This window comes from Martinezella rhizogenes (assembly GCF_000799715.1).
GTDB lineage: Bacteria > Pseudomonadota > Alphaproteobacteria > Rhizobiales > Rhizobiaceae > Rhizobium > Rhizobium rhizogenes_C.
Genome location: NZ_JUHG01000017.1, coordinates 68,474 through 81,134 on the forward strand (window position 1 = coordinate 68,474; position 12,661 = coordinate 81,134).

At 61.1% G+C, this 12,661-nt stretch carries 9 protein-coding genes; 2 read left to right on the forward strand and 7 right to left on the reverse strand.

Features of this window, described 5'->3' with window-relative positions; genetic code table 11:
• Nucleotides 1-18: 18 nt before the first annotated feature.
• Complete coding sequence (gene ahpC, locus EX00_RS24720) at nucleotides 19-582, reverse strand: alkyl hydroperoxide reductase subunit C (RefSeq protein WP_047464019.1); 564 nt, start codon at nucleotides 580-582, stop codon at nucleotides 19-21.
• A 457-nt stretch (nucleotides 583-1,039) separates the two neighbouring features.
• The gene (locus EX00_RS24725; RefSeq protein WP_047464481.1) at nucleotides 1,040-1,870 is read right to left on the reverse strand and encodes an AraC family transcriptional regulator; all 831 of its coding nucleotides are present in this window, start codon (nucleotides 1,868-1,870) and stop codon (nucleotides 1,040-1,042) included.
• 120 nt (nucleotides 1,871-1,990) lie between these two features.
• Between EX00_RS24725 and EX00_RS24730 the strand changes: the two genes are divergently transcribed.
• Together EX00_RS24730 and EX00_RS24740 are read left to right on the forward strand one after the other, a co-directional pair.
• Nucleotides 1,991-3,187, forward strand: a complete 1,197-nt coding sequence (locus tag EX00_RS24730; RefSeq protein ID WP_047464022.1) for an MFS transporter — start codon at nucleotides 1,991-1,993, stop codon at nucleotides 3,185-3,187.
• Between the two features lie 352 nt (nucleotides 3,188-3,539).
• Nucleotides 3,540-6,569 carry an alpha-mannosidase gene (locus EX00_RS24740; RefSeq protein WP_047464026.1) on the forward strand — a complete coding sequence of 1,010 codons (3,030 nt, stop codon included), beginning with the start codon at nucleotides 3,540-3,542 and terminating at the stop codon, nucleotides 6,567-6,569.
• A gap of 78 nt (nucleotides 6,570-6,647) precedes the next feature.
• Here EX00_RS24740 and EX00_RS24745 read toward each other — a convergent pair whose 3' ends face one another.
• The 5 genes from EX00_RS24745 to EX00_RS24765 all read right to left on the reverse strand — a co-directional run bounded on the left by EX00_RS24745 (nucleotide 6,648) and on the right by EX00_RS24765 (nucleotide 12,450).
• Nucleotides 6,648-7,028 (reverse strand): hypothetical protein, encoded by a 381-nt coding sequence (locus tag EX00_RS24745; RefSeq protein ID WP_047464028.1) that lies wholly within the window; start codon nucleotides 7,026-7,028, stop codon nucleotides 6,648-6,650.
• Nucleotides 7,029-7,231: 203 nt separating this feature from the next.
• Nucleotides 7,232-8,953, reverse strand: a complete 1,722-nt coding sequence (locus EX00_RS24750; RefSeq protein WP_047464030.1) for an ABC transporter ATP-binding protein — start codon at nucleotides 8,951-8,953, stop codon at nucleotides 7,232-7,234.
• A 237-nt stretch (nucleotides 8,954-9,190) separates the two neighbouring features.
• The gene (locus EX00_RS24755) at nucleotides 9,191-9,904 is read right to left on the reverse strand and encodes a DUF899 family protein (protein ID WP_047464031.1); all 714 of its coding nucleotides are present in this window, start codon (nucleotides 9,902-9,904) and stop codon (nucleotides 9,191-9,193) included.
• 134 nt (nucleotides 9,905-10,038) lie between these two features.
• Nucleotides 10,039-10,674 (reverse strand): J domain-containing protein, encoded by a 636-nt coding sequence (locus EX00_RS24760; protein WP_047464033.1) that lies wholly within the window; start codon nucleotides 10,672-10,674, stop codon nucleotides 10,039-10,041.
• Between the two features lie 276 nt (nucleotides 10,675-10,950).
• Nucleotides 10,951-12,450, reverse strand: a complete 1,500-nt coding sequence (locus EX00_RS24765) for a DegQ family serine endoprotease (RefSeq protein ID WP_047464035.1) — start codon at nucleotides 12,448-12,450, stop codon at nucleotides 10,951-10,953.
• Between the last annotated feature and the right edge of the window lie 211 nt (nucleotides 12,451-12,661).

Sequence of the window (12,661 nt, forward strand, 5' to 3'; positions counted from 1 at the left end):
GTGTGGCCGAAGCCGAAATCAGATCTTGCCGACGAGGTGCAGCGAAGGAGCCAGGGTCTTATCGCCTTCTTCCCACTTTGCCGGGCAAACTTCGCCGGGATGAGCGCGGACGTACTGGGCAGCCTTGATCCGGCGCAGCAGGTCGGCAGCGTTGCGGCCGATGCCTTCGGCGGTGATTTCCACGGCCTGGACGACGCCGTCGGGGTCGACGACGAAGGTGCCGCGATCGGCAAGGCCTTCGGCTTCACGCATGACGTCGAAGTTACGCGTAACGGTGCCGGTGGGATCGCCGATCATCGCATACTGGATCTTGCCGATGGTTTCGGAGCTGTCGTGCCAGGCCTTATGGGTGAAATGCGTGTCGGTCGAAACGGAATAGACGTCGACGCCAAGACGCTGCAACTCGGCATAGTTATCCGCGACGTCGCCGAGTTCGGTCGGGCAAACGAAAGTGAAATCGGCCGGATAGAAAAAGAAGACCGCCCATTTGCCGGCGATGTCAGCTTCGGTGACCTCGATGAACTTGCCCTGCTTGAAGGCCTGGGCTTTGAACGGCTTAACGGCGGTATTGAGAACGGACATGGTAGCCTTGTGTTGTTTGGACAGGAGGAGTTTCGCGTCGCAACATAGTGCGTGCGCCGCAATAAACAAAATAGATAAATCCGAAAAATTCGATAGGTTTTGTCTATGGATTCGCCATATGCAGCAGAAAATTGTGTGCGGCGGCGGCCCCAGTCGTACTCGCGAAAAGACTTGGGTTGAGCGCTTGGGGCGAGGTTTGGCGGCCGTTGCATCGCAGACCGCTCGCCGAAATCGCCAATGGTGAATGGCTTTCTTCAGATTGACCCTTGCAAACCGTTAAATGCCGCATTATCTGCGGACCATCACCTGTATCGATAGCCTGCCGGGCCGACCTTTCGAGGCCGAGTCGGTGTCTGCTGTCCAGGGTAACAGCGAGGGCGCTCCCCAGTAATGGGTCGAGCGCCCTTTGCTTTTCATCCGTGCATATTCCCTTAAGGCAGAGCAAAGCCTGCGATGCTCACGCCCGGTCGAAAGACCAGCGGTTGACCATATAGGTGCGTGGCGAGGTTCCGAGCATGCGCCGGAACATGGTGGTGAAGGCTGCGGCGCTTTCATAGCCGGCTTCCAACGCGACGTTGGTGACCGGCTGGCCTTCCGCGAGCTGGGGCAGGCAGGCAAAAACGCTCGCCTGCTGCCGCCAGGTGGTAAAGCTGATGCCGGTTTCCTTGCGGAATTGCCGGGTGAAGGTCCGGCGGCTCATTGCCAGCTTCTCGGCCCAGTCATCCAGGCGGGCATTCGGCGCCGGGTTTGCGAGATAGGCGCGGCAGAGTACCGCCAGTCGACGGTCGGAAGGAAAGGGAAGGCCCAGCGGGCGTTCCTCAAGCGTCGAAATCTCTTCGAGCAGGAGGGAAAGGACCAGTGCGGCCTTGCGATTTTCGATCGGCGCCTCCCGCAGCCGGATCGCTTCGAGCAAGAGGCTGCGGGCAAGATCCGTCACTTCGACGACACGAGGCGCTTCGTCGGGTGGTCCAGGATCACGCGGCATCACATAGACCGATTTCATGCTGACATCGCTCAGCATTTCGACGGAGTGTTCCAGGCCGGCCGGAATGAACAAGGCATGGCCGGGCGGCACCATCCACCGGCCGCGGGTCGTCAGGATCAAGATGACACCGGCGAAAACGCAGAGCAATTGCGAGCGACGATGATGATGCCACGGTACGGTATAGCCCTGCCGCGGCTCGGAACTGTGGACGAGGACGTCCGCATTCGATTCCTCCGTCCAGTGCATGTTTTGCTCATGGTTGTTGTCGACGGTTGCCAGCAATTGTTGAGAGAGTTTTTTCATTTTGGCCCGATCGCGAAAGAAGTGGACCAAAACACGAAAGAAGGTCATCCGCAAGCCGTGTAAAAGGCTAGTCAAACAGCACGGCTGAAACGAACCGGCCGGCTCAGGAAGGAATCCTCAATGGTTGCGGAATTTTCGGGCACGCAGGCCCGATTTCAGAAGACGACAATATCGATCGTGATGGCCGTCAGCGGCTGCCATCTCCTGAACGACATCATGCAGTCGCTGCTGACATCGCTCTACCCGATGTTCCGGGAAAACTACGCGCTCGATTTCGTCCAGATCGGGCTCCTGACGATGATGTTCCAGATCACGGCGTCGCTGCTGCAGCCGGTGGTGGGCATCGTCACCGACAAATGGCCGATGCCCTATTCCTTGCCGGTCGGAATGATCAGCACGTTCCTGGGGCTCATCATGCTCGGCTACGCCGGCAGTTTCGGCATGCTGCTGGTTGCCGCCAGCCTCATCGGCTTCGGCTCGGCGGTGTTCCATCCGGAAGCCTCGCGCGTGGCACGGCTGGCGTCCGGCGGACGTCATGGCCTGGCGCAGTCGTTCTTCCAGCTCGGCGGCAATGCCGGCTCGGCCATCGGGCCACTGATCGCCGCCTTCTTCGTGCTCCAGCATGGTCAGAAAAGCGTGGCCTGGCTTTCGATCCTGGCGGTCATCGGCTTTATCGTCCTGAGCTGGGTCGGCACCTGGTACGTCAATCATCGCCGCCAGCATGCAGCACGTCCTGCCGCCAGCCGCGCCTTGCCGATCGCGCGTAACAAGGCGATCTGGGCGCTGGCGATCCTGATCCTGCTGACGGCGACGAAGAACGTCTACATGGCGAGCATATCCAGCTATTTCACCTTCTACGTCATCGACAAGTTCCATCTCGACGTGCGCGACGCGCAGCTGATGCTGTTTCTCTTCCTCGGCTCCGTCGCGACCGGAACGATCCTGGGCGGCACGTTCGGAGACCGTTTCGGAGCGCGCTTCGTGATCTGGTTCTCGATCCTCGGCGTTATCCCATTTGCGCTGCTGATGCCCTATGCGGACTTGTTCTGGACCTGCGTCCTGACGGTGGTGATCGGGCTGGTGCTTGCCTCCGCATTCCCGGCGATCGTCGTTTTTGCTCAAGAGCTGATCCCCGGCCGGGTCGGGCTGATCGGCGGCATTTTCTTCGGCTTCGCTTTCGGGGCGGGCGGGCTGGGTGCCGCGCTCCTCGGCGATTTCGCCGACACGCATGGGATTCCCTTCGTCTATATGATCTGCTCGTATCTGCCGCTGCTGGGCCTGTTCACGATCTTCCTGCCGCGCATACCAAGGCACTGAACTTTAGAGGCGGGGCTTACTGCTCCGCCACACATTCATGCACGCCTAACCTCCGTGCAGAGAGCCAAGTCCAAAATTTTGCCTCCATTTTGAGACTGGTCATCGGGCAGGTCTTCGCCGTAGTCTGTGCCTGCTTCATGCAGGAGGAGGAGACCGTCGAATGAGCATCACCATCAAGGCCCCGGCCGAGGTACATCATCTGAGTGGCCCTCCTTATTTGCCTTTGCCGCTTACGCGCGCCTGATCCCGACCGGGACGGCTAATCTCATCCTTCCTGCCTTGCAATGTCTCATTCTCGACGCCACGGCCGCCAGCGCGATCTGGGCGTGATATCAACCATGTAGGACATGCCATGCCGCTCACCATCGCCCAGCGCCTAGACCGCCTCAAGGTACGTACCGCCGAACTTAGCCATTGGCGCGAACGTGCCATGCGTAGCATCGACAGATGGACCTTCGAGGGCGAAGCTATCGCTATCGGCCAGGCTTGGCCGCATCGCAAGGGCGTGGTGCATTTCGCCTCCTTGCAGGCGACGGTGCCCGCCGACTGGCCGCTGGAGGAGACGCGGCTGCAACTTGATCTCGGCGGTGAGAGTCTGATCACGCTAGTCTTCGGGGATGGGGAAAACGAGAGCTTCGGCCTCGACCCCTATCATCAAGAATTTCCGCTGAAGGGCCGTAGTTTCTCGATTGCGACCGACAGCGTCGCCCGCTTTCCCTTTGGCGAACAGAACCGGCAGCCGAAGCTGAACCGGGCCCGGCTCGCCTGGCTGGACCTTCCCGTGCACCGGCTGCATCTGCTGCTGCGGCAGATTGTCGAGGCCATCGAAGCACTGGCGGAGCATGAGGCCGTGCCGCATATGCTCGACGCCGCCGAGACGGCTCTGCGCAGCCTCGATTGGCCGTCCGCGACCGCTCCCTATGTCTCGCGCACGGCGGACGCCGTTCAGCAGCAGAAGATCTGGGAATTGCCGGAACTTGCCGAAAGCCCGGCGGCTCTGTCGGAGGACGAGCGTGCGACCGTGGTTGCCGCCCATGATGCGCTGCTTGCTCGCCTTAAGGCGTTGCAGGAGCGTTATCCGCAGAATGGCGAGTTGCTGCTGACCGGCCACGCCCATATCGATCTCGCCTGGCTGTGGCCCTATGACGAGACGCGCCGCAAGATGCGCCGCACTTTCCATACCGCTTTGTCGCTGATGGAGCGCTCGCCCGATTTCCGCTTCAACCAGTCGACGGCGCATTATTATGCGCAGATGGAGGCCGATGATCCTGCTCTGTTGACGCGGATCAAGGAGAAGGTCGCCGACGGTACCTGGGAAGTGATCGGCGGCATGTGGGTCGAGCCGGACACGAACATGCCGACGGGCGAAAGCCTGGTACGGCAGATTCTCTACGGCCAGCGCTATTTCGAGAAGACTTTTGGTGCGCGGCACAAGGTCTGCTGGTTGCCGGATTGCTTCGGCTTCTCCGGCGCCCTGCCACAATTGCTGCGCCAGGGCGGTATCGAGAGCTTCTTCACCATCAAGGTCAATTGGAGCGAGACCAACAAGTTTCCCTATGACCTCTTTTGGTGGGAAGGGCTCGACGGCAGCCGCGTGCTCGCGCATGTCTTCGACAATCCCATGGAAGGCTATAACGGTTTCGTGCGGCCGGATTGCTATCTGCCGACGTGGAAGAACTTCCGCGCCAAGACGCTGCATGACACATCGCTGCTGGCGGTTGGTTATGGCGACGGCGGCGGCGGCGTGACGCCGGAGATGGTGGAGCGCGAGGTGCAACTACGCGACTTCCCGGCCATTCCGAAGGCGCGCTGGGGCAAGGTCGCCGATTTCTTCACCAGCGCCCACCGTACGGCCAGGGAAAAGCAGCTGCCGGCCTGGTCGGGCGAGATCTATCTCGAGCTGCACCGCGCGACGCTCACCAGCCAGAGCGGCGTCAAGCGGCTGCATCGCAGGGCCGAGCGGGCGCTGATCACCGCTGAAACCCTGGGCTCGGTCGCTCATCTGGCCGGAGCCGAAGCTCCGCGTAGCCTCGAGGCGGATTGGCGCGTGACGCTGAAGAACGAGTTCCACGATATCCTGCCGGGATCGAGCATCCGGGAGGTCTATCAGGATGCCGAGCGCGAGCTTTCCGAGGTTATCGAGCACGCCAAGGCGGCTCAAAAGCAGGCCATGGATGCTGCCGTGGCGGTCCTGCCGAAGGGCGGTATCGTGGATGCGCTGGTCGTCGCCAATCCGTCGCTGGATGCGCGGCCTCTGCGCGCCACGCTCGCCGATGGCACCGTTCTGTCCACCGGCGATATCATCGCGCCGCTCTCCGTTCAAGTGCTGGATCGTGCCGCGCTAAAGCCGGCTGGCGGCTTGCGCGCCGACGCGAACCGGCTGGAAAACGAGCATCTGGTCGTCGTCCTCGGCGCGGATGGCGCGGTCCACAGCCTCGTGCACAAGGCCACCGGCCGTGAGGCGCTGGCCGAGCCGGCTAACCAGCTCTGGATCTACCCCGTCGACAAGCCGCGCAATTGGGATGCCTGGGATATCGACGCCGATTATCCGGAAAAGGGCGTCCGCCTCGACAGGCCCGAGAGCATCGAGCTTGTCGAAAGCGGCCCGCATCGGGCCGCAATCAAGGTCGTCCATCGCTACCGCGATTCCAGCGTCGTGCAGCATTATGTGCTGAGCGCCAATGCCAGGCGACTGGATATCGAGACCCATATCGATTGGCATGATCGTCGCACTTTCTTGCGCGCACTCAATCCGGTCGCGGTGCGGGCTCGCACGGCGACCTTCGAATGCGCTTACGGCGTCGTCAGCCGCCCGACGCACACCAACACGAGCTGGGACGCGGCAATGTTCGAAGCGGTTGCCCATCGCTTCGTCGATCTGAGCGAGCCGGATTTCGGTGTTGCACTGTTGAACGACGCCAAATACGGCCATAGCGCCCGTGGCAACGTGCTTGGCATCAGTCTCGTGCGCGGGCCGATCTATCCTGATCCGCTGGCGGATGAAGGCGAGCAGCAATTTACCTATGCGCTGCTACCGCATGCAGGCGCGTGGCATTCCGGCGGCGTGCGCGAGGAGGCGGACGATCTGAACCAGCCGCTAGTGGTGACCACTGCCGCCAATCTTGCGGGAACGACGCTTGCTCTGGTCACGATAACGGGCACGCCGGTCGCGCTGTCTGCCGTCAAGCCGGCTGAAGAAGGGGATGGGCTTGTGCTGCGCGTCTACGAGCCGGCCGGTCGGCGCGGCGGATTGAACATCAAGCCCACAAGTGGCTGGCATGTCGCCGAGGCGGTCAGTCTGATGGAAGAACCTGCCAAGCGTGACGCCGGCCCGGATATCCTGCCCTTCGAGGTCAGAAGCTGGAAGCTGAAGAAGATGTAACGGCTACGCGTTACTTTTGCCGTTCTTAGGATTTCTGCCGCCGTAGTGCTTTGCTGCGGCAGCAGCATCTGCTTGGTATCAATACTCGCGATCGTGGACGACACCCATGATTTCGCCTCTCCGGGACACGCTCACCAGGAGCTTGTCACCGTCGCGCGTTGCCCTGACCAAAAAACGCTCGCCCACGTCATTGACGTCTCTTACTCTATAACCGCGTCGCTCCAAAAGACGGATGACATCGTTCGGACCGTAGTTGCCGCGCGACTCTCCCCAACGGTTGGACGAGTCGTGATGGCGGTTCCAGGCGTGAAGGAAATTGGCCTCGGTCTGGCCTTCGCCCTGGTCGGAATCGGCGTCCGGTGACTGATCGTTATAGATAACGACTTGAGCGACCGCGGGCGTGATGAGGCCCATCGTCATGACTGCTGTCAAACCCAGCGCGATGAAGGCGATCTTCATTGGCATATCCTTTGTCCATTCCTGACATGTGCAAACTCTTGTTATCGAGATGCCGTTAGCCGGAAGGATGATACGCATCCGTCTTTTGCGTTGTGTTCTCATTTGTTGCGAAATTTACGGACGCGGCGCTCTCCCCTTCGGTCGGGCGAGCAGGCGCGCCGTGTTCTGCCCTATCGAGAAGGCGGAACACCCTCGTTGCGCCCTTATACCAAGGCTCCGAACTGGGCGTTGTGCAGGCGGGCATAGGCGCCGTCGCGGACCAGAAGTTCGGCGTGTGTGCCTTGCTCGACGATGCCGTTCGGTCCCATGACGATGATGCGGTCGGCGTTGCGGATGGTGGCGAGCCGGTGTGCCACTACCAGGGTCGTGCGTCCCGTCGACAGGTCGGCCAGCGCCTGCTGGATGGCATATTCGGTTGCCGTGTCGAGCGCCGAGGTCGCCTCGTCGAGGATCAGGATCGGCGGGTTCTTCAGGAAGATGCGGGCGATGGCGAGGCGCTGCTTTTGGCCGCCGGATAGCTTCACGCCGCGTTCGCCGGTCGGCGTGTCTAGCCCATCCGGCAGGGATAACACGAACTCGTCGAGCGACGCGCGGCGCAGTGCCTCCATGATCTCCTCATCGTTCGCGCCGAGCCGTCCATAGGCGATGTTTTCGCGAATGGTCGATCCGAACAGGAACACATCCTGCTGCACGATGCCGATCTGGCTGCGCAGGGAAGCCTGCGTCATGTCGCGGATGTCGATGCCGTCGATGGTGATGCCGCCGCCAGTTACGTCGTAGAAACGCGGCAGCAGCGAGCAGATGGTCGTCTTGCCCGTTCCAGAAGCGCCGACGAAGGCGACTGTCTCGCCGGGCGCAATCGTCAGGTTCAAGCCCTCGAAGATCACGCCCTGAGCTGAATAGCCGAAGCTGACATCCTTGTAGGCGATATCGCCCTTGAGGTGATCGACCGCAATCGCGTTCGGGCGGTCGGCAAGGTCCGGCTGTGTGTCGATCAACGACAGGAAGCGCTTGAAGCCGGCGATACCCTTGGGGTAGGTTTCGATCACCGAGGTGATCTTGTCGATCGGGCGGAAGAAAACGTTGATCAGAAGCAGGAAGCTGATGAAGCCGCCATAGCTCAGCTCTCCCGATATGACGAACCAGGTTCCGGCCATCATGACGACGAGCTGTACCAGGCGCGTGCTGAAATAACTCAGCGCTATGCTTGCCGTCATATAGGCGTAGCCGTCCAGCTTGGTGGCCTTGTAGTCCTCGTTATGGCCGGCGAAGAGCTGGCTTTCGTAAGCCTCGTTGGCAAAAGCCTTGACCACGCGAATGCCGCCGACGGTTTCCTGCATGCGGGTGTTGAACTCGCCGACCTTGCCGAACAGGCTGCGCGAATTCATGGTCATCTTGGCGCCGTAGCGGCTGACCAGCCAGGTCATGAAGGGCACGATGGTCGTCGTCAGCAGCGCCAGTTTCCAATGCACCGAGAACATCAGCAGGAAGGCGCCGATGAAGGTCATGATGGCGATGAACAGGTCCTCGGGACCATGATGGGCAATCTCGCCCACTTCCTCGAGATCCTTGGTGACGTGGGTGATCAGATGCCCGGTCTTGTTGTTGTCGAAGTAGCGGAAGGAAAGCTTCTGGATGTGCTCGAAGGCCTGGCGGCGCATGTCGGATTCGATCGAGATGCCGAGCGCATGGCCCCAGTAGTTGACGATGGCCGACAGGCCGGTCGACAACGCGTAGACTATCAGCAGTACCACGGTGGTAGCGGCGATCAGTCCCCAGTCACGGCCCGGCAACAGCTGATCGACAAAGAGCTTGACCGCCAGCGGAAAGCCCAGCTCAAGCAGGCCGGCGACCACGGCGCAGCCGAAATCGAGGAAAAACAGCGTCTTGTAACGCGCATAATAGGAGAAGAAGCGACGGAGCATGAATGCCCTCCATGGGCATGGGAGACGATAAGGTTAGACAAGAACGGACCGAACAGCAGTCCACATCCGGCATCGCTGTTCAGCGTTTATGGGTGCCGAAATTTCTCATCTAACGAGCCTCCTTCATGAGTCGCGTCAATTTTATACTCGACGCACCCACCGCTGTCATCCCCTCAGGCAGCCTTCATCGTATCATTCGTCGGTCAAGTGGCTTGGCCGACGAACGGCTTGCGAACGTCACGCGCGTCCGTAGGAAAGCTTTGGATACCAATCCCTTGCCCGACCTTCGGGCGTCATGTCGAGGATCGTCCACAGCGGCATGAGGTCTGGGGCGCCGCGCGGATCCTGACCTGGATCGGCCGTCACCGGACCCATTTCTTCACCCCAGAAATGCCGGATGGTTCCGTCCCGTCGCGTGAAGACATTGACGGCGGCATCGTCGCTGCCGCCCGGGCCGAGTGCGCGATAGTCGCGGCTATACTCACCGGTCGGGTCGGAATAGAGCGGCAAGTTGCGCCAGCCGCGCTCCCGCTTGAAATCCATCAGCCTGTCGATCGGCGACCGCGCCACGATGGCGATGGCCATCCGCTGCTCGATATCGAGGATCTCTCCCTCCAGCGCCGAAAGCATGCATGTGCACATCGGGCAGGGCCGCGTCCGCTCCGGGCCGAACATGAAGCTGTAGACCAGCAGGCTATCCTTGTCGTCGAACAGATCGGCAAAGTCGAGGGGGCCATCGGGGCTGATGAACTGATAGTGCTTCTTCACGATCCCGCCCGGCGGCAGCGCCCGCCGTTGCGCCGCGACGCGCTCGATATGGCGGCGAAGCTCGATTTCCTCGGCGAGCAGCGCGTCACGTGCCTGCCGGTATTCAAGGCTCTCGTTGGGAAATCGCACGCCGTTTCTTTGCGCCAGCTCTGCTGCCGGCACATAACCGTCTTCGTTGATCATGATATCCTCCCTGTGTGATCCGTTACGCTGATGCTGGTCGCACGGCGCCGTCGAATTTCGACAACAGCGCGTAAGGAAAACCCGATTGCCGGTCGAAAGTTCCGGCTTCGGAGGAGGCATATCGCCTGGGAAGATTACTGGGCGGCGGAACGGGCCTCGGTCGCCTCATCCCATTCGATTTCTGGTGTGTTCTCCTCGTCCTCAAGCATCGGCGTGTCCATCACATAGAGATAGCCGTCGAGCATATCGCAGGCGCGCTCGGTGGCGCCGATCTTGGCATCCGTTTCGCCGATCGCCGTAGCGATGGCCTTGATGCGGGCACGCAGCATATGGCCGACGACATCCTTGCCGGGACGTTTGCCAAGGCGATCCAGATGCAGGCGGATGCGGTCGGAATGGCGTTCCAGCTCGCTCTTGCTGAAGTTTGCCTTGCGGATTTCTTCGAGAAGGTTGGCGCGCATATGGGCGACCGGATCGAAGGTTCCCGGTTCGCGCTCGTCCAGAACCATGTCGGTGATCAGCTTCTCGATAGCGACCAGCGCCTGCAGATCGACGGCGTCGGTCAGCTCGACATCGTAGCCGGTATCGTCGAAGACCTTGCGGCGGACGGGGTCCAGAAGCAGCTCATGGGCCTTCTTCAGTCGCCCGAAGGCCTCGGCATCGCCGCCGGAATCGGGATGTGCCCCTTTCGCCCGCTTGCGATAGGCCGTCTTGATCTGCTCGTCGCTCGCATCGCGCCCGACGCCGAGAATGTCGTATGGATCGGTCACTCCAACTCCTGCTGCCGCTCAGCCCCGACCAAAGTCCTGAAGCCCTTATGCCACCGATGTCGCCGGTAGAACATGACTCCGCCGGCCGGCGGGTGATATCCGCCACTTTCTTCCTTCTTTATCATCACCAAGGCAGAGTTTGGACAAAAAGATCAGGCTGTGAGGCGGAAACATGTCTTCTGTGGAAATGATTGCCCATCGCTATCGATGGTTCCAGAAAAGATCTAGCCCCGCTTCCGTTGCCAGAAGCGGGGCTATCGATGACTTGCTCGGGGTTTAGGCGGCCGAGAACGGCACGGCTACGAATGTCTTATCGCCGCCGCGTTCGATCAGCAGCAGGACGGACTTGCGGCCCGCCTTGCCGGCCTCAGCAACCGCGCTCTGAACATCGTGGGCGCTATGGACCGGCTGGTCGTTGACTGAGACGATGACATCGCCGGCCTGGATACCGGCGGCAGCGGCCGACTTATCCGGATTGACGCTGGCGACGACGGCGCCCTGGACGCTGTGGGGCAGCTTCAGCTGCTCGCGCAGATCAGGGGTCAGGTTGGCGAGGCCGACGCCGATGCTCGGCTGGTTGGAGGGTTGGACCTTGCTGTCACCACTGTCGTTGGCGGCCTGCTTGCTGTCGTCATTGCCGCCGATGGTGACATTGACGTCCATGCTCTTGCCATCGCGCCAGACGGTCAGCGAGCGCTTGTCGCCAGGCGAAAGATCGGCGACCAGACGCGACAGATCCTTCGGCGTCTTTACGGCCTCATTATTGACGGCCGTGACGATGTCGCCGGTCTTGATGCCGGCACGAGCGGCCGGAGTGTCGTCGTTGACACCGGCGACCAGGGCGCCCCCTGCCTGCGACAGGCCGACGGCATTGGCGATATCGGAGGTGACCGGCTGAATAGCGACGCCGAGATAGCCGTGATCGATCGAGCCGTTCTTCTCCAGCTTGGCGACGATCGCCTTGGCTTCGTCGGACGGAATGGCGAAACCGACGCCGACGCTGCCGCCGTTCGGCGAATAGATGGCGGTGTTGATACCGACGACGTTGCCCTCGCGGTCGACCAGCGGACCACCGGAATTGCCGTGGTTGATCGGTGCGTCGATCTGGATGAAGTCGTCATAGGGGCCGCTGTGCAGGTCGCGACCACGAGCCGAGACGATGCCGGCGGTGACCGTCGTGCCGATGCCGAACGGGTTACCGATCGCGAGAATCTGATCGCCGAGCTTCAGTCTGTCGGAATCGCCCCAGGCGACGGTGGCGAGCGGCTTGGGAGCCTGGATTTTCAGAACGGCAAGATCGGACTTGGCGTCGGCGCCGAGGAGCTTGGCCGGCAGCTCGGTACCGTCATCGAGCGTCACCTTGATGTCGGTGGCGTTCTGAATGACGTGATTGTTGGTGACGATCACGCCATCCGGGCTGATGACGAAGCCGGAGCCGAGCGCCATGGCGCGTTGGGCCTGTTGCTGCTGCGGTGCCTGCTTCGGGAACGGAATGCCCTGGTTCTCGAAGAACTGGCGGAACTGCTCGTCCATTGGCGAGTTGCTCGTATCCGCGCTGTTGTCGGTCGCCTTCATCGTCGTGGTGACGGTGACGACGGCCGGCTTGTCGGCGTCGACGATTGGCGCGAAGGAGCCGCCGGGCGCGATGATGCCGCTGGGTTCTGCGGCGGAGGCAACGGTGGAAGTGTTGAAGGCGAAGGGCAGGGCGCCAGCGCCGACGATGATGGCCGCGCCGACAATGGCTGCGGTTCGATGTTTGCGAAGAAGAGATGACATGGCAAAAGTCCCTTACGAGATCGTTGGCGATATGGCGTCTTGGGTCCATGTCAGGGACCAGGCGTCGAATGGGTGAACGCCAACTCCTTTCGGGAGCCTCTGCCTCCAGATTTTACTGAGGAATGCAAAGTATAAACAAGAATTGGCGCTGATGAGTAATATGATCCGCCAATTGTGTTTTACAAATTAAATATTGATCATGTTTTTATTG

Bases quoted from the DNA above. Each gene is read 5' to 3' on its own strand.
- EX00_RS24730 (WP_047464022.1), top strand. From the start codon at position 1,991: ATGGTTGCGGAATTTTCGGGCACGCAGGCCCGATTTCAGAAGACGACA.
- EX00_RS24755 (WP_047464031.1), bottom strand. From the start codon at position 9,904: ATGATCAACGAAGACGGTTATGTGCCGGCAGCAGAGCTGGCGCAAAGA.
- EX00_RS24745 (WP_047464028.1), bottom strand. From the start codon at position 7,028: ATGAAGATCGCCTTCATCGCGCTGGGTTTGACAGCAGTCATGACGATG.
- ahpC (WP_047464019.1), bottom strand. From the start codon at position 582: ATGTCCGTTCTCAATACCGCCGTTAAGCCGTTCAAAGCCCAGGCCTTC.
- EX00_RS24765 (WP_047464035.1), bottom strand. From the start codon at position 12,450: ATGTCATCTCTTCTTCGCAAACATCGAACCGCAGCCATTGTCGGCGCG.
- EX00_RS24740 (WP_047464026.1), top strand. From the start codon at position 3,540: ATGCCGCTCACCATCGCCCAGCGCCTAGACCGCCTCAAGGTACGTACC.
- EX00_RS24750 (WP_047464030.1), bottom strand. From the start codon at position 8,953: ATGCTCCGTCGCTTCTTCTCCTATTATGCGCGTTACAAGACGCTGTTT.
- EX00_RS24725 (WP_047464481.1), bottom strand. From the start codon at position 1,870: ATGAAAAAACTCTCTCAACAATTGCTGGCAACCGTCGACAACAACCAT.